Annotated in this window: 23 protein-coding genes; 9 read left to right on the top strand and 14 right to left on the bottom strand. The window is 43.0% G+C overall.

The genetic code is table 11. The annotated features are described in order from the left end of the window. The first annotated feature begins 48 nt into the window (after positions 1–48). The 3 genes from hpf to AB4180_RS20520 all read left to right on the top strand — a co-directional run bounded on the left by hpf (position 49) and on the right by AB4180_RS20520 (position 1,735). Complete coding sequence (hpf, locus tag AB4180_RS20530) at positions 49–405, top strand: ribosome hibernation-promoting factor, HPF/YfiA family (RefSeq protein ID WP_009846260.1); 357 nt, start codon at positions 49–51, stop codon at positions 403–405. Between the two features lie 283 nt (positions 406–688). Then, the gene (locus AB4180_RS20525; protein WP_102250163.1) at positions 689–844 is read left to right on the top strand and encodes a DUF3012 domain-containing protein; all 156 of its coding nucleotides are present in this window, start codon (positions 689–691) and stop codon (positions 842–844) included. 96 nt (positions 845–940) lie between these two features. Then, positions 941–1,735, top strand: a complete 795-nt coding sequence (locus AB4180_RS20520; protein WP_102250164.1) for an HAD-IIB family hydrolase — start codon at positions 941–943, stop codon at positions 1,733–1,735. 156 nt (positions 1,736–1,891) lie between these two features. On the opposite strand, the gene phnE (AB4180_RS20515) is transcribed toward AB4180_RS20520, so the two are convergent. The 7 genes from phnE (AB4180_RS20515) to AB4180_RS20485 form a co-directional block, all read right to left on the bottom strand. Further along, positions 1,892–2,695, bottom strand: coding sequence for a phosphonate ABC transporter, permease protein PhnE (phnE, locus tag AB4180_RS20515; RefSeq protein WP_076675284.1), 804 nt, complete (start codon positions 2,693–2,695; stop codon positions 1,892–1,894). Further along, positions 2,695–3,519, bottom strand: a complete 825-nt coding sequence (phnE, locus tag AB4180_RS20510; protein ID WP_017102055.1) for a phosphonate ABC transporter, permease protein PhnE — start codon at positions 3,517–3,519, stop codon at positions 2,695–2,697. Before phnE (AB4180_RS20510) ends, phnE (AB4180_RS20515) begins: the two co-directional genes overlap by 1 nt. Continuing rightward, positions 3,507–4,277: a phosphonate ABC transporter ATP-binding protein gene (phnC, locus tag AB4180_RS20505; protein WP_004732991.1), complete on the bottom strand. Its 771-nt coding sequence runs from the start codon at positions 4,275–4,277 to the stop codon at positions 3,507–3,509. Before phnC ends, phnE (AB4180_RS20510) begins: the two co-directional genes overlap by 13 nt. Positions 4,278–4,404: 127 nt before the next feature. Beyond that, positions 4,405–5,445: a phosphate/phosphite/phosphonate ABC transporter substrate-binding protein gene (phnD, locus tag AB4180_RS20500; RefSeq protein WP_029225622.1), complete on the bottom strand. Its 1,041-nt coding sequence runs from the start codon at positions 5,443–5,445 to the stop codon at positions 4,405–4,407. Between the two features lie 300 nt (positions 5,446–5,745). Further along, a complete protein-coding gene (locus AB4180_RS20495; RefSeq protein WP_029225621.1) occupies positions 5,746–6,966 on the bottom strand; it encodes a glycerophosphodiester phosphodiesterase family protein in 1,221 nt (406 codons plus the stop codon). 275 nt (positions 6,967–7,241) lie between these two features. Then, the gene (locus tag AB4180_RS20490) at positions 7,242–8,594 is read right to left on the bottom strand and encodes a sigma-54 dependent transcriptional regulator (protein ID WP_102250165.1); all 1,353 of its coding nucleotides are present in this window, start codon (positions 8,592–8,594) and stop codon (positions 7,242–7,244) included. Next, positions 8,591–10,564 (bottom strand): ATP-binding protein, encoded by a 1,974-nt coding sequence (locus AB4180_RS20485; RefSeq protein WP_102250166.1) that lies wholly within the window; start codon positions 10,562–10,564, stop codon positions 8,591–8,593. Before AB4180_RS20485 ends, AB4180_RS20490 begins: the two co-directional genes overlap by 4 nt. A 420-nt stretch (positions 10,565–10,984) precedes the next feature. Between AB4180_RS20485 and AB4180_RS20480 the strand changes: the two genes are divergently transcribed. The 4 genes from AB4180_RS20480 to AB4180_RS20465 all read left to right on the top strand — a co-directional run bounded on the left by AB4180_RS20480 (position 10,985) and on the right by AB4180_RS20465 (position 14,335). Continuing rightward, entirely contained in the window at positions 10,985–11,614 is a 630-nt protein-coding gene (locus AB4180_RS20480; protein WP_102250167.1) for a GyrI-like domain-containing protein, read from the top strand. 436 nt (positions 11,615–12,050) lie between these two features. Beyond that, a complete protein-coding gene (locus AB4180_RS20475; RefSeq protein ID WP_133151490.1) occupies positions 12,051–12,560 on the top strand; it encodes a hypothetical protein in 510 nt (169 codons plus the stop codon). 146 nt (positions 12,561–12,706) lie between these two features. Continuing rightward, positions 12,707–13,150: a hypothetical protein gene (locus tag AB4180_RS20470; protein ID WP_102250169.1), complete on the top strand. Its 444-nt coding sequence runs from the start codon at positions 12,707–12,709 to the stop codon at positions 13,148–13,150. Positions 13,151–13,807: 657 nt separating this feature from the next. Then, positions 13,808–14,335, top strand: a complete 528-nt coding sequence (locus tag AB4180_RS20465; RefSeq protein WP_102250171.1) for a hypothetical protein — start codon at positions 13,808–13,810, stop codon at positions 14,333–14,335. 417 nt (positions 14,336–14,752) lie between these two features. Here the strand turns inward: AB4180_RS20465 and AB4180_RS20460 are convergent, their stop codons facing one another. The 6 genes from AB4180_RS20460 to AB4180_RS20435 form a co-directional block, all read right to left on the bottom strand. Beyond that, positions 14,753–15,043 carry a hypothetical protein gene (locus AB4180_RS20460; RefSeq protein WP_102250172.1) on the bottom strand — a complete coding sequence of 97 codons (291 nt, stop codon included), beginning with the start codon at positions 15,041–15,043 and terminating at the stop codon, positions 14,753–14,755. Continuing rightward, positions 15,024–17,054, bottom strand: a complete 2,031-nt coding sequence (locus AB4180_RS20455) for a PHP domain-containing protein (RefSeq protein ID WP_102250173.1) — start codon at positions 17,052–17,054, stop codon at positions 15,024–15,026. The genes AB4180_RS20460 and AB4180_RS20455 overlap by 20 nt, the downstream gene beginning before the upstream one ends. Positions 17,055–17,344: 290 nt before the next feature. Continuing rightward, positions 17,345–18,331, bottom strand: coding sequence for an N-acetyl-D-Glu racemase DgcA (dgcA, locus tag AB4180_RS20450; RefSeq protein WP_102250174.1), 987 nt, complete (start codon positions 18,329–18,331; stop codon positions 17,345–17,347). 57 nt (positions 18,332–18,388) lie between these two features. Beyond that, on the bottom strand, positions 18,389–19,396 hold the full coding sequence (dgcN, locus tag AB4180_RS20445; RefSeq protein WP_102250175.1) for an N-acetyltransferase DgcN: 1,008 nt from the start codon (positions 19,394–19,396) through the stop codon (positions 18,389–18,391). A gap of 91 nt (positions 19,397–19,487) precedes the next feature. Beyond that, complete coding sequence (locus tag AB4180_RS20440) at positions 19,488–20,393, bottom strand: LysR family transcriptional regulator (protein ID WP_102250176.1); 906 nt, start codon at positions 20,391–20,393, stop codon at positions 19,488–19,490. A gap of 135 nt (positions 20,394–20,528) precedes the next feature. After that, complete coding sequence (locus AB4180_RS20435) at positions 20,529–21,365, bottom strand: SGNH/GDSL hydrolase family protein (protein ID WP_102250177.1); 837 nt, start codon at positions 21,363–21,365, stop codon at positions 20,529–20,531. 278 nt (positions 21,366–21,643) lie between these two features. Between AB4180_RS20435 and AB4180_RS20430 the strand changes: the two genes are divergently transcribed. Then, entirely contained in the window at positions 21,644–23,704 is a 2,061-nt protein-coding gene (locus AB4180_RS20430; RefSeq protein WP_102250178.1) for an alpha-amylase family glycosyl hydrolase, read from the top strand. 111 nt (positions 23,705–23,815) lie between these two features. Here AB4180_RS20430 and AB4180_RS20425 read toward each other — a convergent pair whose 3' ends face one another. Next, complete coding sequence (locus tag AB4180_RS20425; protein ID WP_009846247.1) at positions 23,816–24,328, bottom strand: RNA methyltransferase; 513 nt, start codon at positions 24,326–24,328, stop codon at positions 23,816–23,818. Positions 24,329–24,601: 273 nt separating this feature from the next. Between AB4180_RS20425 and AB4180_RS20420 the strand changes: the two genes are divergently transcribed. Beyond that, positions 24,602–26,263 carry a methyl-accepting chemotaxis protein gene (locus AB4180_RS20420; RefSeq protein WP_102250179.1) on the top strand — a complete coding sequence of 554 codons (1,662 nt, stop codon included), beginning with the start codon at positions 24,602–24,604 and terminating at the stop codon, positions 26,261–26,263. Positions 26,264–26,278: the final 15 nt, after the last annotated feature.

Raw genomic sequence — 26,278 nt, 5'->3', positions numbered from 1 at the left:
CGATGTTTGCTACGTTTAAATGACACAGTCATTGGAAAGGTATGATTTATGAAAATAAATGTTCAAACACATCATGTATCAATTAACGACGAGTCACGCAAAGACATCGAAGGTAAATTCGAGAAGATATCTAACCATTTCCCATCACTGATCAGCTGCGACATCATCATCACAAAAGAACATGGTCAACACCAGGTTGAAGTGTTCACCAACTACGAAGGTGTACGTGTAAACGCAAAAGCTACAGATGACGTTATGTATCCAGCTATCGCTTCAGCACTCAAGAAACTTGAAGCAGGCCTAAGTAACCGTAAGGGACAATTGAAATCAGACTTACACGAGAAACCAACGAGCACGAAGCCAGAAATTGCTTCAGACATCATCCAAGAGATGAAACTGGTATAACTCGACTAATAGTTAAAGCGCACTGACGAATAGAAGCGCACAAGAATTCCAAAGCCAGCATGCGTTGCTGGCTTTTTCGATCTACACCTCAATCAATTTATCAATCAACCTATTGCTTTGATTTGACTGTCACGACTGTCTAACACGCGTTCCCTTCCAACCTTAAAACACAGCCCAATCCTAGATCGTTTTGACCAACTTATGTCACTGACTGCTATAACAATCCTTAGTAGTATTTGATACAGTTATAAGCAAGAATTTAAACAACAAAGGAATGTTTATTATGAAAAAAATTGCATTAATTCTATTTCTCGCGACTCAACTTATGGCCTGTACAGAAGTGGGCAGTGAAGCTTGGTGTACTGATATGAAAGAGAAACCGAAAGGCGACTGGACTGCCAATGAAGCCGGTGACTTTGGTAAGCATTGTGTCTTCTAAACACAGCTCAGCATTAATTAGCAAAACTGAGTGTAGACGTTTAACGACGAACTGCTCACTCTAAGCAACACAGTCAATGGAATAGTGAGTTTTTAGATGGAACACCAACTAGGCAATAACTGGAAGCACATCGAATGGGTATTAACCGACGTCGATGACACGCTCACTTGGCAAGGTTCACTCCCTCCTGAAACCTTGATTGCGTTACAAAAGCTAAGAGACAATGGAATCAAAGTGGTCGCGGTGACTGGCGCTTGTGCGGGTTGGTGTGATCATATTGCACAACTATGGCCTGTCGATGCTGTACTTGGAGAGAACGGCGCCTTCTTATTAGAGAAACAAGATGGTGCATTACAGCTTTCATCGGAAACACCTTTAGAACAAGTGCGTCAGAACCAAGCAAAGCTAAAACAAGAAGTTGAAGCGATCTTGTTGAGTTACCCCGACCTCTCGCTAACTTTGGATCAATCTTACCGCTTGTGTGAGGTCGCGATTGATATCGGCCAAAACCGTAAGCCTGTTGATCCTGAAACTGTTCAAGCGGTACTCGAAAGAATACACGCTTTAGGCGCACACGCGACGGCAAGTTCGATTCATATCAATGCTTGGTATGGCGAACACTCAAAGAAAAACGCCGTGCACCGTTTCCTGGCTGATAAAGGCTTATCGCTTGAGAAAATCCACAATCAGGCCTGCTATGTCGGCGATTCAATGAACGATCAACAGATGTTCGAGTCACTGCCACTCACCGTTGGCGTGGCAAACATTAAGCATTATTGGGATAAGTTAGATCATCATCCAAGTAAGGTGATGTCGCAGCCGGGTGGCTATGGGTTTGCAGAATTTGTGGATGCACTTCTGACGCTTAAAAGTGAGACAGCGAAAAGCTAACCATCCTTGTCTAAACAAGCTTTCTGCCCATTCAAACAACATAAAAAAACGACCGCTAGGTAGACCGAAGTACCTAGGGTCGTTTGAGCTTCAAAATGCTAGATAAGCTCTTAACTTTGACACATCACACAAAACACGCTGCATTGCACCATATGTTTATATGAGTTTGTTACGGATGTGGATCACCACTGCTTCTGCAACGATAACCACTGCGAAGATACTCACTAATACCATCGAAACTTTTTGCCACTCAAAAAGGTTCTGCGCATCGTTTAGCACCACGCCAATACCACCAGCGCCTACTAACCCCAATACCGCAGATTCACGCACATTGATGTCCCAACGGAACAATACGATGGAATAGAATGCGGGCATCACTTGTGGCCAATACCCTTTAAGCAAGATACTCATCCAAGAAGCGCCGGTTGCACGCAGAGCTTCGATAGGCCCCATGTTCACTTCAGCAATCGCTTCCGCTAACAGCTTCCCTACAAAGCCGATACTGCGAATAGCAATTGCCATAATGCCTGCGAGAACACCGGGGCCAAATAGTGCGATGAACAGCAATGCCCAAACCAATGAGTTCACAGAACGTGAAGACACGAGAAAGAATTGAGCAATCCAATTCAAAGCTTTATTCGGAGTGATATTTGGCGCGTTCATCAGCGCCAAAGGGATAGCAAATACCAAGGTAAACAAGGTACCTAACGTCGCGATGTGCAGTGTCTCAATCATCGCTGCGTGAATCGACTCAGGATAGAACGCGTAATCCATTGGCACCATACGCTCGAACATGTCGGCAAACTGGGCTGGCGCGTCGTATAGGAACTCAGGAATTACTTCAACGGTTTGCCAAGACCAAACAATCGCACACACTAAGCTAAGGTAAACGGCAAATCGAGCCACGCGTTCGTTTGGTGTAAAGCGCTGCCACTCTTTATCGATAGATGCAGTTGTCATTAGAAGATTCTCCTAACAATGTTGGAAAGAAATTCACCCACAAGAATCAATGCGATAATGGTGATCAAAATAGCGGCGACAAAGTCGTAATCAAAACGTTGGAATGCTGAGAAAAGCGTACCGCCAAGACCACCCGCACCCACAATGCCAACCATGGTTGAGTTACGTAAGTTTGAGTCCAATTGGTAGCTAGCAAAGCCAATGAAACGAGTAAATACCTGTGGCATAACCGCGTACAGAATGACGCTGACAAAGCTCGCCCCCGTTGCTTTAATCGCTTCAACCGGTTTAAAAGAGATCTCTTCAATGGCTTCAGCGAAAAGCTTGGCAATAAAACCAATCGATGCGAATACCAAAGTCAGGATCCCCGCAAGGGCACCAAAGCCGACCGCTTTCACGAATAGAATTGCGATGATCACTGGGTGGAAAGAACGACACAGTGCGATGAAGCCACGAATAGGTGTCGATACAATCGAAGGCATCATGTTTCTTGCGGCAAGTAAGCCAAGGAACAGTGAAATGATGATGCCGAAGAAACTCGAAATGATCGCTATCTGTAAGCTTTCCGCTAATCCACTCAGCAGTAAGCTAGTACGCGAAAAATCAGGCGGAAACATTCTTGATAGTAACCGCTCACTTTCACCAAAGCCGATGATCAAACGATCAAAGGTCAGCCCTAACGTCGAGAAACTGTAAAACAGATAAGCAACTATCGCAGCGATAATGGCTCGGTTAGTCCATGAAGTTTTGAACGGGTTTTCATGCTTCGCTGGCGATGCGCTTGATGGAATACTTGGCGACGAGCTTGGGTTTAATCCAGCCATGACTCACCCCCATAAATGATTTTTAGATCTTCTTCTGAGATCCCTTCAGGGCTACCGTCATAATGAACTTTACCGTTACACATGCCGATGATGCGCTTGGCATAACGCTTGGCTAAGTTCACATCGTGGATGTTAACCAACACGGGAATGTTTTTCTGCTCTGCGAATGTCTCCATCAACTCCATGATCTCAACCGCTGTTTTCGGGTCGAGTGATGACGTCGGTTCATCCGCCAATAAGATATATGGGTCTTGCATAACGGCGCGAGCGATACCGACACGCTGTCTTTGGCCGCCCGATAAACTGTCGGCACGTTGGTTAGCAAAGTCTTGCAGGCCAACAAATTCAAGTAACTCGAACGCTTTGGCGAGGTCTTGCGCAGAGTAGTTACGACGCCATGCATTCCAAGCGGTCATGTAACCCAAACGGCCACTCAACACGTTCTCGATAACCGTTAAACGTTCCACGAGGTTATATTCTTGAAACACCATACCGATATGTCGACGCTGTTTACGTAGCGCTTGGCCTTTTAGTTGAGTCAGGTCTGCGCCATCAAATATGATCTCACCTTGGCTTGGATCGTTGAGTCGGTTGATACAGCGCAGAAGCGTACTTTTACCGGTACCAGATGGACCAATGATCGCGATGATACCTGGCTCATCGATATCAATATTAATGCCTTTAAGGATTGGCTTGCCCGCCACGTATTCGTGGAAAAGGTTGTTTATCTTTATTCCTTCATAGCTTGCTACGGCCATACTGCATTTCCTTGTGCGAATTTTAGAATGATCTATGCCCTACCCGCGAGGGCATAGATATTTAGTTGAAGTAGGTGTTTTTAAAGAACTAAGTCTTTCTAAAACTTAGTCTTCTAATAAAAAAGAACTAGCCGTTGTTTGCTTGTTTTGCTAGCTCAGCGGCTTTTTTCTTTGCTCGTTTAGCCGCATCTTTTTCAGCCAATTTCTTCAAGCCAGTTTTGGTGTAAGCCGTACCTGTCGCATGAGCGATATCACGAATCACATCCCACTCTTCTTTGTAGCTGATTGGCGAGAAACGGTCGGCACCTTTAAACGATGCGCTCATTTCTGGTGTAAAGCGGTAGCTAAAGAAAGCTTCGTTGATCTTCTCAACCAGTTCTGGTTTTAGGTTGTAAGCATAGCCAAACGCAGACGTTGGGAAGCGTGGGCTACGGTAGATGATCTTCAGTTCAGAATCGTCAACACGACCTGCTGCTACCATACGATCGTACACGTCCGATGCCACAGGTGCTGCGTCATAATCTCCATTGAAGACGCCTAGAATCGATTGGTCATGCTTACCTGAGTAAAGCACTTTGTAATCTTCATCTGGCACTAGGCCTTTCGCTGGAAATAACGCACGTGGAGCTAGGTTGCCAGAGTTGGAAGATGCAGAAGTGTGTGCAACCTTTTTGCCTTTCAGATCAGCCATTTTGTTAATGCCGCTGTCTTTACGAACAATCGTGATTAGGTTGTAGCCTTGGAAGCCAGACTCATCGCCCTTCACCGCAATTGGAACGTAACCTGCTAAGTTAACTGCGTAGCCTGTTGGACCCGTAGAGAAACCAGCAACGTGCAGTCGACCAGAACGCATCGCTTCTACTTGCGCAGAGTTCGAGTGAACTGTGTAGTAAATCACTCGCTTACCCGTGATTTTACTTAGGTGAGCTTGGAAATCCGCAAACGCATCTTTGTACAACGCAGGGTCTTCTACTGGCGTATAAGTAAACACAAGCGTACTTGGGTCGTTCCACTCATCTGGGTTCTTTGGTGAATCGGCCACCAAATCTTGGTTTTCATCACAGTATCGATCGTCTAACACACCACGGCTAGAGCAGTCGCTTGCCATAGCCATTGAAGGAAGTAGTAATGAGCTAGCGATTAACAGTCCTTTAACACTGATTTTCATATTCAAACCTTACTTTTACTTATTGTTGAAAGTCACCTTCACTATTGCAGCCTTTGTGCCACCTTTTAATTTATTTTATTTCAATCACTTAAAGAAAAATCTAAATTGGCAAATTACTTTTGTGTCATTACTGTCCAACCGAGAAGTCTCTATTTGGGTCATTTATGTCCCACCAATTTCGGTGGTAAAAAAGAGCCCGAAGGCCCTTTGGTTCACTGCTTTTTCTCTTATTATTCTTTGGCTAAGCGCTCTCTATACAAACGCTATAATTAGCAGGCGTAACAGCGCTCTCAGAATCGCCTATGCGTCGCTGTCCATGCAGTTAGCGTAATAAGTTACCGTTGCAGGCCAATCGCTGAATACGCCCATCACACCAACATCTTGTGCCAACACATCAAGCATTTTCATCATATCGCCATCATTGTTGATGCCATCTTTCACGCTCTTGTAATACCAACCACCGCCTTGCGCTAGCGGGCCAGAACGTTCCAGTGTCCATGCGATAATGTCGAGGTCTGCATCCTTAGCCAGTTTCGCGTAGTTAGACGCCACTAATTCGTTGTTCTTATCAAGTTCAACCAAAGCAAACAGAGGTGGTGCGATGATATTCACGCCCGCATCGTGTAGCTCCTTCATGTTTTCAACAGACGCGACAAAGTCCGCTTGCTCATAGACACGGTCGTCAAGATAAACGGCTTGCTTACCGAACTTAGGCGTCTCATTAACCCAGTACTTAACATCATCTAAGTTGAATGACTGTAGGTAAGTCTCTGAAGGCTCAAAACCCGCCTCTTTCAGCTCATCCACCAGCTTCTGCGCGTACATCTCTTGGCTAAAGCCATTGAAAGGCATTTCTACCGCCGCCGATTTTAGCTCAGGAGTCACCTTCACGCCGTGCTCTTTAAACAATGCCGCACTTTCTGCGTGTGTCATCAGTGTGCCACTTTGGCTGTAAAGATCGGTTCTCCAACCAGGTGTGCCATTCATGTACTCTTCGACCGTGGTGGCTTTTGGATTCGCACCATCCATTTTCCCTTTCAGAGTCTTAAACTCCGCCAACGTGAAATCAGAGGTACGACACTCAACCTGCGCATCTTCGCCTGTCGCAGGGTTTGCTGGCGTAAACGGTGTCGAACACTTCTTAGCAAGATCGGGATGTGCCAAAACATCGGTTGTGGTGTGTAGATCACTTTGCGAGTGACGACATACCAACGCCTTATCTTTAGTGAAAGTCACATCACATTCCACGACACCCGCGCCCATTTGAATCGCGGCTAAGTAGGATTCCTTGGTGTGCTCAGGAAACTGCATCGCAGCTCCGCGATGTCCAATAGAAAAATCACTACGGTGAAAAGGTCCTTCACTGCAACTCAACAGCTTGGTTTTCAAAGGGCTCTCATCCATATTGTTCACTAAAAAGAGGGGACGAGGACCTAAGTCGGCTGATTCTGCTGCGGCCCATGCCGTCATCGAGCTCACGCCTAGTATCAGAGCAATCGAACCTTTCAGTATTTGCTTCATGTTTGTATCTCCTTGCAACAAGCAATTATTTTTCTAACTTCCTTTATTCGATCATTCGGTGTTGGATAGCTGTCATATATAGATAGCTGTCATATATATTTTGACTCAGCACCGAATAACCTCATGTGAACGTATGCCACAACGTAGTGATTGCACGCATTGTGCCAAATGTTAAAGCCCTTTTATTACAATCACTTGAAACGGTTAACCATTCGACTAAAAGTTAATTGGGTCATTGTTGTCTTGTGCTTTTATTAAGCGAATGGATGAACCAGCTAGGCCTTGAAGCTCTCTTTATCCAATTGGTGTTTCTTCATTTTTCGATAAAGGGTTTTACGCGGTAAATTCAGCTTGCTTGATACCTCGTTAATGTTGCCAGCGCTTTCAATAAGCGCCTCAGTCAGAACATTTCGTTCGTACTGCTCCATCTGTCTTTCAAAGGCAAAATCTTCTCCGGACGTTTCACAAATTGGTGATTGAAGATCGAAGCCATCACCAACAATACCAAGTACAAATCGGTCGGCGACATTGCGTAATTCACGCACGTTACCCGGCCATTCGTGTCGACATAGCTGCTGTATTTGTTCAGGGTAAATCGTTGACGGACGCGTCTTGTATTTATGACTCGCTTGAATCACAAAATGGCGGAATAACACCTGAATGTCTTCTTTGCGTTGACGCAATGCGGGAAGGTTTAAGCTAGCAATATTAAGACGATAGAAGAGATCGGCTCTGAACTCCCCCGTTTCACTCAGGCTCGCGAGATCAGCTTTGCTGGCGGCTACCACCACAATATCGACCGGGATTAACTCGTTACCACCAACGCGCTCAATCATTCTTTCTTGAATGACGCGCAACAGTTTAATTTGCACCGCAATTGGCATGCTTTCGATTTCATCAAGGAACAGAGTTCCGCCATTGGCTTGTTCTATTTTTCCAATGCGCTTCTTGTTGGCACTGGTAAACGAACCCGCTTCATGACCAAACAACTCACTTTCGATAATGCTTTCAGTCATGCCGCCACAGTTGATCGCGACAAAGGGCTTCGCCTTACGACGGCTAAATTGATGCAAGGCGCGAGCAATCACCTCTTTGCCCGTTCCTGTTTCGCCGTTGATGATGGTATCAACACCAGTATGAGACAGTGCGAGCACTTGCTTGCGTATCGTATCCATCGCTTTTGATTGGCCAATAACCACCGTTTCAATCGGTAACTCAGCTTCCTCATCACCGTCTGTAGCTGCTGGGCAATTGTGCTGAGACTGTGCCAACGCTAAATCGAGCTTCTCTACCAACTCACTCGCATTCAGTGGCTTTTCTAAAAAGTCGAACGCCCCTAGCTTCATTGCCTCTATCGCCATGGGAATATCGCCATGGCCACTCATCAACAATACAGGAACGTTGGCGGCTCTATGTTGAATTGAACTCAGTAACGTAAGCCCATCCACCTGTGGCATTCGTACATCACACAATACAACCGACTGGCTGTTTGCTTTGAGCGATTTAAGGCCAAGGTTAGGGTCGGTAAAAGTGGTAACGCTAAACCCTTCTAGCTCTAACATTTCGCTCACGGCTTCGACGACATCTATTTCATCGTCGATAAGAACTATGTGTTTTTCTGAAATCATGAACCTGTGCCTTTTGGTAGAGTGACGATAAAGGTGGTGCCTTGGTGTTCAACCGATTCCACGTGAATCGAGCCGCCAAAATCTTTTATTATGTTGTATGCGATAGACAAGCCGAGCCCGAGCCCCTTACCTGTTGTTTTGCTAGAATAAAATGGGTCAAACAAATACGGGATATCTTCTTCAGGTATACCTAGCCCGTTGTCCTTGACCAAAATCTGCATGGTGTTCGAAAGCTCTTGCGTAGCAATACTAAGTTGAGGCTGCTCTTTATGCTCAATGGCATCCAGAGCATTACTGATGAGGTTCACCAGTACTTGTTCCAAGCGTATGCTGTTGGCTCGAACCATCTGGTAGCTTTGGGGCGAATACTGAATCGATACTGGGCTCTGTCTGGTTTCAAACAGATCAATCGCATCACCAATCACCTTCTCCAGTTCTACGTTATCAATCTTGCCATCGCTCTTACGTGAGAAGGCTTTTAAGTGACGAGTTATCGCAGCCACCTTTTCTAGCAGGGCTTCGATCTTTTTAAGATTCTCTTGTGCTCTGTCTGGTCTATTTTTACCGAGCCAGAGCTGAGCGCTTCGAACGTGACTATTCACAGCCGTCAGAGGTTGATTGATTTCGTGAGTGATCCCAACACTGAGTTGCCCCAATGCAGCCAGTTTTCCGGCTTGGATCAACTCATCTTGAGTCACTCGAAGTTTAGCTTCGGCTAGGGTTCGCTCTTCCACTTCAGCTTCTAATTTTCGGTTGGTTTGCTTAACGGCTTTGGCCGTAGTTTGGAATACCTTTAGGTACTTGGCCATTTGCGTCACTTCGTCTTTGCCACGAATGGACACTTCGGTATCTAAATGGCCGGTAGAAATCGCAAACATGTTGTCTTTAAGCTGTAAAAGTCTTTCCAAAATACTCTTACGCACGTAGAACCATGAAATAGCAGCGGCAGCCAACACGCTAAATAGAGAAAGAAAAAGAGAGAGACGCTGGTTAGATTGCAAAGATTGCTGCGCCTGCTGAATCGATTGGTCAATATTGCTATTCACCTTGCTGGTGTTGCTTTCGATCTGCACGGTTAATTGGTTCAAATGCTCGCGGCTGTTTTGCAGGAAATATTGCTCTTGATAGAGATGATCGAGCGCTTTGTTTTTCATCCTATACAAGCTGCTATCACTTGAGGCAAGGTTATAAATCACCGTGAGTTGATGATCTAATTCAAGAAAATCACTTCTTAAATCACCACTGACCCAGAGCTTCCACCACTCTTCCCCGACTTGCTCTAGACGGTAACTAGTGTAATCCAACTCATTAAAGCTTGAGTCGTTATACAGCTTCTCTACCAAGCCTAATTGGTAATAAAGCAGAGATTTCAACTGAGTATATTGGATTTGATCTTTAGCTGACTCAGGTAAACTATCGAGTAAATCACTGGCTTGTTGCAATAGAGGATAAAAGCCTTCAAGCAAATTACGAAGTTCTTGATTGAGTTGTTCTGACTCAATCTCACTTTGATACAACAGGCTCAGACTATTATTAACTTGGGCGATAAGATCTTTAAAATAGGCGTGATAATCAGGGAACTGAACCATAACGCTATTCATCACTGAAATGGCCTCTTCAATTTTAAGCATCGCCTGCTTACGCTCTAAATTAGATTCAGCGTCACTGAGCTGAGATGAGGTCGTGATAATCACACGCACCATGTCATTGAGGCGTGCAGCGTTATCTAAGGCGGGGATTTCACTCTCTTTTAATTCGACAAGGCGTTGGTTTAAATCGTCAAAGGTGAAGCTCGATACAACTGACAGGAAGATGGTGGTCATCGATAACATAGCCAATGCCAACACCAAGCGCAGTTCAATACCTTTCCAACCAAACCACTTGCGACGCGGGATTTTGATCGTAAACGGACGTTCAAAACTGTCTTTGTTTTCTATCACCTCGGAGACATGACTACTCACTCGCCCCACCTTCTTCTCATCATAAAATCAACAGGATCCGTCAATGATTCAATCAGTTAGGTGGTTTACCTATTTAATCTTACCTCTAATAGCTTTAGTGAAACTATTAAACGAAGAGTAATCATTAACATTTCACATAAGATATCATAACAATTATTTTATAAAGCTTGAGCTGTCTGTTTTGCGATAATAGAAAGTGACCTCGCCGACAGAAACGTGATTACTTTATCAATCCCTGTCGGAGGACATTTTAGTTTGAGCACTTCCAATAACGTCTGATCATTTATCATAGAGATTGATCGTATTGGGCTCATCATTTGCAAAACGGTCTTGAATCTAAACTTTCAGACAAATTAGCAATAATGGAAAATCATTGAGTCTCGCAGTGTAGGACACTACCTATGTCGAAATAGGATGGATGTATAAATAATGCAGAACAACCATGTCAGGTTAGAGAAGGTAGTGAGGTATTTAGAATCTCACCTTGATCAGCCTGTGGTAATAGAAGAGCTATTATCAAAATTTTACTTCTCTAAATACCATTTTCATCACTTGTTCCGAGCCTATTATGGCGAGGGGGTATATGCGATGCGTAAGCGCCTGCTTTTAGAGAGGACTGCTCAAAGTATAGTTTATGGGGTTGAGAACATGACTGAGATTGCTTTTTCTTGTGGCTATGAAAACCAAGCTTCTTTTAATAAGGCGATACGAAAGCAGTTCTCTTGTACACCATCATATATTCGTCATCAAAAAACAGTTCCTGCCTTAAAAAGGCAACAACTCACTAGTTTTGAGGACATAAAGATGAATATAAACGTTGTCGATTGCAAGTCTACGGAAGTCCTGTATTCCAGAGGTAGTGGCAAATATGCCAAGGCCTTGCACAAAGGTACTTACGAGAAACTCTCTGAAGCTTACAGCTATTTACTCTTGAAATGGCTACCAGACAGTGGGTTTGAACTGCGAGACCAACCATGCTTTGAGGTGTACCTGAATCGAGACCCAAGACGAACTAAACCTGAGAATTTGAAAACCGAAATCTATATTCCGATCAAGTAACTAAGAGAGCTTCCCTTGAGCCAGTCAATCACGGCTGGCTCATTTTTTGCCCCATTGTGAGCCAGAGAGGGATTGAACTCAGTTTCAAACCCTACAACTTGCCTTACTTTTCCTCATGCCTAGAGATCCAACAATGTAGCTAAATTTTCTAATCCACAACAGACTGATCTTCAATCACAATTACGCACGAATATGTTATTCAACTATTTCTAGGCTATTGAATAGTAGAGAACTAAAGAGAAGTTCTTGATTGATAACGTGCCTTGAATCGGAAGTAATGTGTGCTTACACGCTTTCAACTAGAAATTAGATCCAAACTGATTCATATGTGTATTTTCCAGTTGGTTAGGTAAGGTTCTTGAGATATGCTGAATACATCAATTCGTGCTGGCACGTTATTAAAATGTTAAACCAAAAATGAAAAATGGTCACATTGATGAAATATTATGTTTTGGCTTCTTTAGCTGAAGATATCAACTCAGGTTGGTGTTGGATCAAAGGTTCTGACGTTTCAAATAGAAGCCTTATCCAAATTAAAAATAATACTAACGGTAAATCTGTTGTATGCGAGGCATTGTCTGTAGACGGTAACTTTACAGAAAAGTATACAAATAATAATGCGTATTCAACAAATAAAAAGTTATTGGATACACAGAATGTTATTTTGATGAATGCATGGTATCGAGAAAAACTTGGAATAAATCAGACCCAAAGTAAATATGATATTCAAGTTAGCTTTGTCACTAAATGGTGCGTAGGTAAACGAATCAAAGCATGTACTATGCATCCTCAGGTAGCCGTAAGGTTGAGTACTTGGTTGGGGTTGATTGGTATATTTGTTGGTGCAGTTAGTCTAATTCCGAGTCAACCACATAAGTTAATGGCTGCCACTGCGATTGGTTTTTTTGTTGGAAAGTTAAATTTAACGTGCGCTTGGAGTAAGTAATTTAGCAAAGTATTTATGACGGATTCTCAACGCTTGGCTATTTCAGTTTAGGTTGGCTTCAGTGCTAAATGTGGCAAGGTTTAGGCTTGGGTCGTCGCGTTGTTCACCACTTAATGCTGTGTTAAATGTTTTTGTGGGAATAAAAGATGAAAATAGTAAAATTGATTTTTTTTAGTTTTTTAATACTGACTTATATGATTCCGTTGCAAGCAAAAGAACGATTATCATTTGATGAATGGAAAGAAAATAAAAACTTATATCAAACTAAAGCTGTTGGTGCTTGGAACTGCGAACAATTATCAAATAAACAAAATCAACTCGTGATTAATTTACAGGAAAAGCAAGCTGTTGTGTTTTTTCCTAATAAAAGAATAACGTATAAAAATGAAGATATTTCACATCAGAAAGGTTCTTTTTCCGCAAAAAAAACGAAAGTAATTGGGTTTGATAAGGTAGACGGTAAAATTGTTAAAACAAAAATGAGCTTTGATTATATTGATTTTGATTATTCATTGCATATTCTAAGCTATCAAATGCTTGAAAATAGTTCTGATAATAAATTTTTAAACTTTAAATGTATACGTAGATAAACATTTAACAAAGCAATCAACACGATTTGCTTCATTCGGCATTCTAGATTTCGTTGAGTTTACCGTGTTAAGTGACAAATTTGAGCTTAATCTGCATGGTAGCAGGCGTTAGGTTTCAAATGAAAATTAGGAGTATTACTTGTTGGATTGGCTAGCAAAAAATATGAGCGAGATCGGGGTAATGTTTACAGTACTTGCTCTTGTGTTGTCATTGATAGTTTTGGCTTTTAGTTCATATCGATATGTTTCAATAAAGCGTAAAGATCAAATGCAACTAGAGTTTGACCATTATCATAAGTTAATCGCTCAACTTGTAGGTTCAGAAAAAAACACGGCGCCAATGAAACTAGACTCACAGGTCGCAATAGTGTTTGAGTTGCAACTACCAAGGTTTAAGCGTTACCGACCTGTGACAGTTCGTATTTTAAAGGGGCTAAGTAAAGAGTGGAAGTCAAAAACTCATCAGCGCTTATTGACTGAAATCGAATTAACTATCAAAGCGATAAAAAAATGAAACCTAACGAGGCGCTAGCTATATAAAATCTATTGCACTTTCTGTTAAATCAGAGTAATTTCGATTTTGGAAATACCGGCTCGAAAGGTTGGTTGTTAAGTGATTGAATTCACGTCTTTTATCGAAATTAAAGGAATACCCTTATGAACATACCTATTCAATACTCATCTCTCTTTTCTACTATCTACGATGAACAGCAGCCAGTTGGTAACTTAGGTCGTGGAACTCATTATTCTATTTTAAGAGCAACTACTTCAGTTGACGAACTAACAAGGCCAACCCGAGAAGTGAAAATCCACGATTTTGCATTAGTTTGGGATGAAGACCACGATACTAGAATTATTGAAGTGATTGAAAAGCTCTGTATACAAAACGCTCTTTCGCCAGTCCGTTTTATTGGAGAGCGAAAAGGTGGTGTTACTATTTTGGTCGATAAATCTTTATATGCAGATAAAGAAAACCTTCGAGTATTTACCATAATTGCTAGGTCTATTTGCGACACATTTCGTGATTCTTGGGCTTGCGAAATTGGTTACTTCGACGCTGAGAATGCTGCGGTTACTAACCAAGCAGGTATGCTAATTAATGCTGCTGCCACAAAGGTTGATACATACCTTGAAAACATAAATAACCTATGGGATTTAGGTATCAAACCTTATACGTTCAGCTAAGCAAATATATAGCTAACAAGCATTTAAGGTTTCAAGATACTTTTTCTAATCTTGTGTAAACGATTTAGATCTATAGTTCTAAATCGTTTTTGCCCCATTATAATTATCATTTTCAGCTATAATATGCGTGTTCGAAGACAACCGGAATTTACCCAACTTCTGCTCATGTGACGGTAACAAGAATCATGCAGTAAAAATGATTTTTTATGTTGGTAAGGTCGCTTCGGGACAAGAGCGCCTTAGTGCTACTACTCTAAAGCACTTCTGCCCCCAAAATTTGTTAACCCGAACTACGCCTCATTCTTCAACTTCAGTATTTGCAATAATTTAACTAATGGAAGCAAAAAGCAAGACGCGACCCCACTAACTCGTTAATATACCTTTTAATTGATACAGTCGATTAAATGCATTTGAAAACTATGAACTATATTTTTCAAATGCATGTTTATATCTCAATTTACTTTCCTCTAAGAAGTCGCTGCGCTCACTTATTAAAGAGCTGAATTTTTCATAGATACTGGAATAAATTATTTTATGAGCGCCATTTGCTATAGTCCCTTCCTCAGGAGAGTCCATCTCAAAGCCTTCCGACGTTGCTTTGTCGATTAGAGCCAAAACATCTTCTTTACTTATTAGGTCAATATTTTTCCAAATAGAACCATCAAGTGAGTATTGTGCTAAGTTATTTTCAATCTTGAAGTGCTTCATATTTCTCCCTTCTTTTATCATATGGTGTAAAGCCCGCTTCTAAGCAGTTAAGGGTAACGCTATGGTTTGGAATAGTGTCTCCATCTACACTGACCAGCTCGGTATCCGTTGGATAACCGGAATATAACTTGTATTCGAGATTCCCATCTACTAAGTTTTTGCAGGTATAAACAATGTAATTTGGTTCAATGGAGGCACCAACAGTATTATTATGGGTGACCACAACGACGGGCATAGTTTTGGATATGTCTCTTAGCAATGCGTTAACTTTTGTTAGAAGGAACACGTTGTCGAAAGAGGATTCAGGCTCATCAATAAGTAATATGTCGAACTTTTGTGCTTCCTTAATCGATTCTAATAACCTAAATTCTGAACGCTCTCCACCGGAGACTCGACTTCCATAGGAGTTTTGTACTTCATAAGATATTTTGGCGAAAAAATTGTAATAATCGGATTGTGAAAGAGCATCTATTTCTTTTAATTCACATAGGTACTGGAAAGGAGAATAGTACTTTGAAAAAGCCCGCTGAAAAGAGCCTTGCCTTTGGTTACTTTCATTCTTAACTTCAGAAGTAGTCTTAAATACACCAACTTTAGCAACGACATTGTAACCATGCAGCGAGTCTAGATCTTTTTCTTTTGGAGTACGAACGAGTTCAACTAGGTCGTTAAATTTTTGAATACAATCTTTTTCTTTAGCTATGTCTTTAAAGTTTATATCTTCTATCTGGTTTGTGGCAGTCTGGACACCTAGCTTAGATTTAATGTCATTGACGATAGAGTTTGCTTTCTGCTTTTTTCTATTGTGAGCTTCGTCATCACAATGGCGATTAATTAATTCCATGTACATATTAATCAAGTTTTGATGGCTAATATGTTTACTTATGATCGGCTCATACTTACTACTATCCATAAGCTCTTTGGTTGCCTCAATGAGCTTACTTAGAGCTGATAAATTCTGTACCTCAAATTCTGTTTCTGAGAACATAGCTGAGGAAGAATAAACGTCCTCACGATCTCTGTTAAAGGCAAACTGTTTTAGGCTATCTAAATACTTTTCTACTTTCTTTTCGGTGAAAGTGAAGTCGTAGTGGATTACCTCATCAACTACCTCTTTAAATTCTTTAAGGTAGCTCTGTTTATAAAGATCTCTTTTCTTCTTTATATGTTCTTCAAACTTATTTTCATCCTCGCCAGAGCGCTCTAGTAACTCGAACTGTCGGATATATTTGATATCGTCAAACTCTGCTGTGGAGCAGATTTTATCAAGAGTATATGACTTACCAGTTGATCGTTGACCTAATATTACGTTCAGACCTGTTGATAGCTTGAGACCATCATCGAGCACTTGGAAAAATTCGTTACCTTCTTCCTTAGTTAACGATAGTCGACCTCTTGTATTGAGAGCATCCTTAAGAGACCCAAAATTAAGTTCCTGTACATCTACAAAAGTAGCTTTAGTAGGTATATTCTTGAGCCCGGATTTTGCTCTCATGTCGCTAAAGAGCACTGGAGGCAGTTTTTCTGGATTTTTATATGCATAAAGGAATTTTTTTATACTACCCACTTCTCCAGCATCAATGAATGGCCAGAGTTTCTCTAAAATAGAATGATGTAAAGAAGGATTTTTGTCGCTATGAGGGATTAAAATATACTTTGATAAATCGCCAAAAATCTCTTTAAATCGGTCTAAATCAATAGAAGAATCCTTATCGGGGATATCAGATTGTACTAGGCGGCATTTCCCTTCAAATGTATTAAGATCTTCACCGTTGGATATAACTAGAATGTGACCAATACCTAGGTCAACTTCTATTCCAGGCAATACTAGGATATCCAGACTACTCTTAATAGTCTCAAACTGCGATTTAATAAAAGTGTTGTGGTTAGTTATTGCTATACAATCCAATTCTGCCCGTTCGACATAATCTTTGAGTACATCAAAGGAATAGGTAAAAGGAGAATCACTTGGCGTCTGATGGGTATGTATGTGAAGGTCTATTTTTTTCATAGGTGGCTATACTCACTCCCTCATTCTGAGTTTGCTATTAGATATATACGACAGTAATAGTCAATTACATTTGTTATGAAATGAGAGGTATTTGATATAAATCTAATTTATATGCAAATGTGCAGATTTAACGAACCGATAGGGTCAAGTCTTGCGTTTTGCCTACCCAACTTTTCAATACCTGAATTAATCCGCTTTTAGCTAATTTAGGAAAGTCGCTAACACGTTTCTGTCCAAAAGTGCGCGTGCCTTCCTATAATCGGTATCACCATACTGAACACTCAGCCACCTTAAAGAATGATCATCCCATCTTGATAAGTCAGTGCTGGCGAAACATCTTGCCCAAGTAATACAGGGCCATCAAGGTCGACAATCTCAGACTGAACCGCAATAGGCAGCGCCGCTCGCATCGCCAATGAGGTGCCTAGCATACAACCAGACATCAGAGTAAAGCCGAGCCTTTGAGCTTCATCTGCAAGAACTAATGCTTCAGTCAAACCGCCCGTTTTATCGAGCTTGATGTTGACCGTTTCATACTTACCTAACAAAGATGAAAGTTGCGAAGTGGTATGACAGCTTTCATCAGCACACAGTGGGATCGGGTGATTGATGTGTGCCAGTGACGCATCATGTTGTTGCGGCAAAGGTTGCTCGATCATCGCGATATCAAACTCAGTAAGTTGATTGAACAACTCTTCGAGATTCAACCCTGTCCACGCTTCATTGGCATCCAGTACAATCTGAACATCTGCCGCAGCTTCTCGTACCGCGCGAACACGCTCTATCACTTGCTCTCCATCAAGCTTCACTTTTAAGAGTTTCGCTCCATTTTCGACATAGTCTCGAGCCTGAGTCGCCATCGCTTCTGGAGTGCCAATCGAGACTGTCATTGCAGTCACTATTTGAGCAGGTAACTCAAACAAGCTATTTGGAAACACCTGTTCTTTCTGCTTAGCTTCGAAATCCCAAAGCGCACAATCGACCGCATTTCGCGCTGCCCCTCCGGTCAATAAAGACTGAAGATGATCTCTTAGCTCTGCGGGATCGGTAACGCCTCGCTCAAACATACCTTCAAGGGCACTAGACGCTTGTTGGATTTGCGCTAACACAGACTCCGATGACTCGCCGTATCGTGGGTAAGGCGTGCATTCGCCCTGAGCTTGTTTGCCATCATGTTCAATATAAACACGAACAACGTGACACTCAGTTCGGCTGCCACGAGAGATGCGAAAAGGTGTTTGCATCGCGATAGTAATAGGTTCTGCTGTAATCTTCATAATTTCACTCGATTGATGTTCGCTTTAACAAATGGAAACGTAGAAATGATGAAATCGTTAAAGTGAATGTCGCAAATGATCAGTAATATTTTGTACACCAAAACGAACCGGGTCCGTCACGGGTACTTGATAGAGTGTGGTCCATTCTTGGCATAATGTCTCAGCGTCTTCAGTGCTAATCGCCGACGTGTTCAAACAAATGCCAACCAGTTTCACGTCTGGATTCGTCAATCGCGCGGCTTGCAAGTTAGCTTCGATCGTCTGTTCAATCGTTGGCAATTGCGCATGAGGAAGGTTGCGAATATGTGGTCGCCCGACTTCATGGCACAACACCAAAGCATCGGCTTGTGCGCCGTGTAATAACCCCAAACTCACGCCTGCAAACGAAGGGTTGAACAACGAACCTTGGCCTTCAATGATGTCCCACTCGTAGTCAGTAAAATCGGGGCTAATCGCTTCAACCGCGCCAGAAATGAAATCCGCCACCACAGCATCAATCGAAATACCGCTGCCTTCAATCAAGATACCCGTCTGCCCTGTCGCTTTGAACTGAGCGGATGTACCTGACTCTTTAAGGGACTTTTCAATCGCCAACGCCGAGAACATTTTTCCTACTGAGCAATCGGTTCCGACTGTGAGAAGGCGTTTACCTTGTCGTGGTTTGCCGTTACCAACCTTTAGATCACCATCAAAGTGTCGTACATCATGAAGCTTAGTCAATCCGTGTTGCTGCATGTCAGCAAGCGGTGAAAATTCACTCAGTCGTTGGTGCATGCCAGATGCAATCTCAAATCCCATTTCTGCAGCTTCCATTATGGTTGGCTGCCAAGAGTCAGGAATAACACCACCAGGGTTTGCTGTGCCAATCACTAGCGTTTTCGCGCCCTGTGCTTGCGCCTCTTGCAAGGTCATGTCCGTTAAGCCAAGAGAAACCGTATCGCCTGTTAAGCGCAGTTGGCCTAGGCAGATTTCTGGTCGCCATTGGTGAATACCACGGGCTGTTTTTGCGGCAAGTGGGTCGGTAACATCCCCAAGAAAAAGAAGGTAAGGTTGAGCGATAGACATGAGTATTCCTAATTAATAAATCCTTGTATGGGTTTACTTTAATTAAGAACTTAGAAACTGCCGAATACCAATTTATGGCGAGCCTATAACCTTAAGTTATAGGCTGAGTATGGCTCTTCAATGAAGCGATAAATTGCTTAACGGAAATCGACTGAGGGGTGTGCTCTGCGCAAAGCATCGAGACCGAAAATTGGATGTCTGGTTGAAGTGGTAACACACAGACCGCATCGTCATTTTGATACTGCTCTGCAGTCCACGGATCCACAATCGCCCCCCCCGCTTGGTGCTTCACCAGTTCCGCCGCCGCGCTATATCCACGCACAGATATCGGATGGTGATAATGCTCATCTCGCGCAATAAGGCTTTGATGTAACAGTAGGCCTAATGGATCGCGGCTATCAAGCCCGATGATTGGCAAGGGATAATTGATCAGATCATCAAGGGTTAATTCCGTCGGTAACTGTTCAACTGTGTGGGAAGGAACCAGAACCTTGAGGGATTCAGTTAAGAGTGTTTCACTTAATATGGCAGGCGGTGTTTCGTCCCCAAACGCGATAGCAATATCAAGCTCATGCTTTAACAGCCCAGCACACAGTTCATCACGGTTTGCAGTCAGCAACTCAAAAGAGAGCTCTTGTTTACTGGAATATTGTTCACGAGACATTTGGGCTATTACCGGAGTCAGCAATTTGGTCGCCAGTATCGGTGGTGCACCAATACGTAAATGCTGATGTCCTTGCTTCACTTTGTTGGTCAGAGATCGAAATTGACCCAGCTGTTGATAGACTTTTTCCGCTTCTGGTAGCAAGGTTCTCGCTTCGACCGTTGGCACCAACCGACCTTTCACTCGCTCAAACAATCCAAAACCAAGTTGTTGCTCTGTGTGTGCCAGAATACGAGTCACATTAGGTTGTGACACATGCAGATTACGTGCGGCTCCAGATACGGTTCCGGTTTGCATGATAGCGTAAAAGACTTCCAACTGTCTTAAGTTCACATTGATGTCCTTATGGTTCGCGAAACAAATCTAGGGGTTGGCTTTTCTTGTATTAGCTAAGCTGTTTATCGGTCTAGCTGTTTAATTAGCTGTCTGTCTATTTATCTACTTGGCTATTTGGCTATTTGCGTGAGTTTATTTTAGTAACTCAGCTATCGTAGGTTGAAGAACCTCAGCCCAAGCTTGGTAAGCCTTCGCATTCAAATGCAAGTCATCACATGAGTATTCATTCGATAAAAGCTTGTTAGGTGACAATACAGAATTCACATCTAAGAACGCAATGCCTTGCTGAGAACAGTACTCGCTTATTTTGCTATTAAGCAGCTCCACCGATGGGTTCAAACCTTGCAGTTTAGAGCCAACATAAAGCGTTGATTGCACCAATATACGAATATCGTTTTCTTGCCACACTTCAAGCATATCAATGTAGTTCCGGTAGATATGTTCGACATCATAACCCTGAGCCAAATCGTTTATCCCAGCCATAAAGCACACCAGCTTTGGCTTCACATTCAACGTGGTATCAATACGGCGCAACATGCCAGTTGTGGTGTCACCCGCCAAGCCACGATTGACCATTGAGACATCGCGGAAAATATCCGCCCAAGGTGCCCATTCGGTGATCGAATCACCAAACATCACTAGGTCTGCATTCGGGGAAAAATGGCGGTGATTGTCCGATGTCATGATGTAACGACTCATACTGTGGCCTCGTTGCTGAATCTCAGACTGAACAGCAACCGCTTTGAGAATATCACTGTCCGGTGTAGTGCTATCAAATTGAGCCAGCAACCCTTCGATGTGAGGCTTAAAAGGGCTAAGACGAGTGCTCAGTTGGTGGTGTTCTTTAAGGGAAGATAACCTCTCTAGTAATGCATACAGAGAGCTATTTTGACCAACTTCTTGGAATAACTGATACAGATCGAGGACAGGGTGTTGTTGCAGCGCGGCAAGTAATTGCTTGTCTTCCATGGTGTTATCTAACCCTTCAATTATCTAATGATGAACCCAAGATAATATCCGATTGCTTACGGGATAGATAACATTAGAAACAGAGAATGACTTAATCTCTACAAGGCAGGTTACATACCGCATAAAAATATCTTCCCGTACAAATCTCGTTCCGACTCAAAAATCAGCACTTCATCATAATATGTATAAGAAATTAGCCACATATTGTGACCTCAGTCTCTCAGCCTACCGTCTACTCCTATTGCCACTATTTAACGGAGGATTTATAGAATATCAGGATGGTGAATAATAGGTTAAATCATAATAATAAGGACCTTTACGTGAAACTTTCTCTATCCAATACCGCGTTGGCCGTTACCGCCATCCTACTTGCAGGTTGCCAATCTGCACCTGAATCAGTTCAAGAACCAACAGCATACCAATGCCAAACGAATACGAATGCCGACGTGAATGACTTGAGGATCTATCAAGTAATGGTCGAAAGCTTTGTCAGTGGTGATGACTCAATTGGTCATGGGACAGGCTACGGAACCAGTCACCATAACGGAGACATCCAAGGTATTATCGACTCACTTGATTACATTGAATCTCTTGGCATGAACGGCATTTGGCTAACCCCAATCTTTAATTCAGAGCCTATCGAAAAACAAGACCATTGGACCGATAGACTGGATGCAACCGGTTATTTTGCCACCGATTATTTCAATATCGATCCGAGATTAGGCACGATGGAAGAAGCTAAAACCTTAGTTGAAGAAGCGCATGCTCGTGGGCTTTATGTCTTCTTTGATGGCGTATTTGGCCACCACAAAAAAAACGTAGTGCCGTCACCAACAGGTAAGCTGCCCCAAGGAGAGGATAATCCAGTCTCATACCCTGAGAGCCTAGCCTTCTATCAAGAAGTCGCCGAGTATTGGATCAAAGAACTCAAAATTGATGGTTGGCGCTTAGATCAAGCTTATCAAGTGCCAAAAGAAGCTTGGAGTCAAATCAGAGAAACGGTAGACACCGCATCTTCTCAAGTCGAATACGTAAACAGCGAAGGTAAAACCGTGAACCCTCTGGGTTATATGGTCGCGGAAATTTGGGCAGGTGAGAACCGCATCATAGAAACAGGCTACGGTTCAAATGAAGCACCAGCCTTATGTTCTGCGTTTGATTTCCCGATGCGCTACCGCCTGACGGAAACCTTTGCTGTAAACGAAGCTGGCGTGGGGAACAAAGGTGGAGAGTGGCTTGCAGAAGGCATGTCTTTACATTCGTTATACCCAGACCACGCAAAGCCAAATTTAATGATCGGTAACCATGACCTTGTGCGCTTTGGTGACTTATTACAGCGCGGTGATATCGCTTCTCCACAAGACAAAGAGTATTGGCAGCGCTATAAAGCGGCATTTTCATTCCAAGCAGCTTATACCGGCCCAATTACGACCTACTATGGGGACGAGATTGGCGATCAGCTAGAAGGTTTTGCAGACAAAGTATGGACTGATGACTGTGCTATTAATGGTCTGTGTGATGATCACGTAGCCCGTACCAGCGGTAAAGTAGAAGGTGTCACGGCCCAACTCAATGCGCACGAAAAAGACTTAAAGCAATACGTGACAAACTTGATGAAACTGAGAGAAACGCACCCCGCTCTATCACAGGGTAAACGTACAAACCTGATGGCCAATGAGGTCGCCTATGTCGATCACAAAGCCTATGAAGGCGATGCTGTTGTCTACGCAGTGAACGTTACCAACAAAGAACAAACCATAAAACTAACCAAAGAAAAAGCAGGCTCCATAGCTGATCTGAAGGATATTGAATCCAAGCAATCGATCTCAGCTATTGATGGTCACTACTCTATCGTTCTAAGCCCATTTGAAGCTCGTTTCTTGTCGATAACACAGCCAAGTGAAAAAGGGCCAATTGCGGCGATACTAGCGACAGGAAATGAAGTTGGACAAGGCTTCATGGCTCAATGTGACAATCCAACAATAAAAGCTGAAGGCCCTATTTCGAGCCCGCTTTATGTGGTTGGCAATTTTGCTGATTCAGGTTGGAAACATGTCGATCTACGAGAGTTTGAATATAAAGGTGACAACACTTACCAAGTCGTCACCACTGAAAAACCGGGCAGTTATCGCATGCAATATGCATCCAAGGCTTGGTCACCTCAGTTCACAGCGGATGGGCTTAACCTAAAGTTAGGACAGCTTAACTCGTTAATTAAAGGTGGTTACGGTCAAGATACCGCTATCACTATTCGTAATGCTGGGCAGTATGTATGGAGCTTACAATTCGATGATGCGGGGCAACCATTAAAAATTATGGCTTCCAAATGTGCTGAATAGCCAAACCTAAGATCCGAGATCAACCAAGTAAAAACCCCTGATTCCTACGAATAAGGGGTTTTCTTTAATCTGCATTGGATATTAAGAGACCAGACACGATTAGAACGATATCTACCCCTGCTTCACTTGCAGGTGATTACGGTTATCGCGGCTTTTCTTGATCAGCTCGTTGCTCTCGTCCATTTCATCTGACTTAGCAAGGCGATCATAAAGTAGCACATTCACTGTTGCTGCTAGATTCATGCAACCAACAGTTGGTACATAAACAACATGGTCAGCTCGGTCAGCGACATCTTGAGAAATAGAACCATCTTCAGGGCCAAAGATATAGATAGCGTTCTCTGGGTGTTTAAAACGTGGCAGTGGTGTTGCACCTTCAGCCAACTCCACACATACGATCTTAGTTTCTGAATTAAGGTTATCTAAAAACGACTCGACACCAGTAAGCGGGATAGTGCGCGTTGCACTCTTGGTATCGGTGTGAAATTTTGCAGCCTTGTCGTAGCGTTGCCCTGTGTATTTAACTTCGTCGACTTGGTAGCAACCCGCCGCACGCATAACCGCGCCAACGTTTGTCGGGCTCTTTGGGTTAGTTAAACCAATAGTCACATGGCTTTTGTTCATGAATCTTTCTCACTTAACGAATAGACATAGCAGGGTGCTACAAAGCGTCGCATTCTACCAAAGCAGCGCCAAATTCAAAAGCATCGAAACGAACGGCTCTTTTTACAGATAAGTACTTAGTTGCACCACCTATCACTTCAAAACCTAACCGCCATCATATTTATCAAACAAAAAGGTTTTAGGATAACAATTCAACAACAAGTCCGTTTACATTTCGAAACCACATTAATAATGTGTTGAAAATTGCCTGAGACAATCACATAGGAAGTGCTAATGACCCTCACCATCAAAAACCGCCTTTATATTCTCTCTTTTATCCCTTTGCTACTAATGGCAATTGGGATGATGAGCGTGACGTATATGAAGAGCACTGAGCTAACCGCACAACAAGTAGAATCGACGCGTAGCAATATGATGGCGATGAAAGAAAAGGAACTCAAAGCGTACCTGCAAATGGCTCAGTCTTCGATAACTCCTTTCTTAGAAAAAGGTGCTACGCTTGAAGAAGCATTACCCACATTAAAAACTCTAGAATATGGTGAATCTGGTTATATTTTTGGCTACAGCTCTAAGGGTGTAAGAATCGTCATCGGACAAGGTACCGATGGCATTGGTAAAAATTACTACGACCTTCAAGACAAGCAAGGCAATTACCTAATCCAAGACCTGATTAAGAACTCAAAAATTGGGGAATTCACCACTTACTACTTTCCTAAGCCAGGTCAATCCATTGCGTTACCAAAACTCAGCTATTCAATCTTTATTCCACAATGGGATTTAATGCTTGGAACTGGGTTTTATACTGACGATATTGACGCCGTGATCAGTGACATGAAAGAGAGCTCGAATGCTGCGCTACAAAGCTCACTGACTGCCATTGCAATTTTCTGTGGCTTGATTGCCTTAGTGGTAGTGGTTTTCGCTGTTGCAGTGAACCGTACAATCATGCAACCACTCGAGCAATTTGACCGTTCAATCAGTGCCTTTGCAAGTGGTGAGGCCGACCTAACGGCTCGAATGGAAACCTTCAAAGCGCCTGAGTTCGCCAAACTTAGTGAGAACTTTAATGCCTTTGTTGCCAGCCTACAGACCATCATTCGTAGCGTGAGCGATGTTGGTCAGCAAGTTGTATCAGAAACGAGCAGCATGTCTTCTCGCGCAGCTCAGGTCGACGAGATAGCGACAGGTCAACGTGAAGAGACAGAACAAGTAGCAACGGCGATGACCGAGATGACGACAACAGCGCAAGAGATCTCAAGCAACGCAAGCCAAGCGGCTGACTCAGCTAAACTTGCAGAGAACAATGCAAAAGAAGCTCAGCAAATTGTCAACGCTGCTGCTGGGTCCGTAGCAGACCTTGCAAGTGAAGTATCAGAAGCAAACACTGTGGTATCTCGCCTTGAAGGAGATGTACAGAACATTTCATCTTCACTGACTGTCATTCAAGACATCGCGGAACAGACCAACCTATTAGCACTAAATGCCGCGATTGAAGCCGCGCGAGCTGGTGATCAAGGCCGAGGTTTTGCGGTAGTTGCGGATGAAGTTCGTAAGCTTGCAAGCCGCACACAAGAGAGCACGGGCGACATTCACAAAATGATCCAACAGCTAAAATCCGCTTCAGATGCCGCGGTGAAAGCAATGGATTCGAGCCAAAGCAGAAGTGCTCAAACGGTAGAAGAAGCGAACGCAGCAGCTGCAGCACTTGCTAAAATTCAAGATTCGATTGATACCATTATGGACATGAACTCACTGATTGCGACGGCGACTGAACAGCAGAATATTGTTGGCCAAGAGATATCTCAACGCATTGTTGTGATTTCAGACCAAAGTTCTCAATCGGCATCGCTAGCAAACCAAAACCGTACAGGTAGCCAAAACTTAAACAGCCGAGCAAACGAGTTGTACCACTTGGTTGATCGCTTCACGGTTTAATGCTTAATGCTTAAT

Source organism: Vibrio sp. 10N.286.49.C3 (assembly GCF_041469545.1).
Lineage (GTDB): Bacteria > Pseudomonadota > Gammaproteobacteria > Enterobacterales > Vibrionaceae > Vibrio > Vibrio tasmaniensis_A.
The sequence above is the reverse complement of the archived record's forward strand: the minus strand, read 5'-3'. Positions and strand labels throughout refer to the sequence as shown.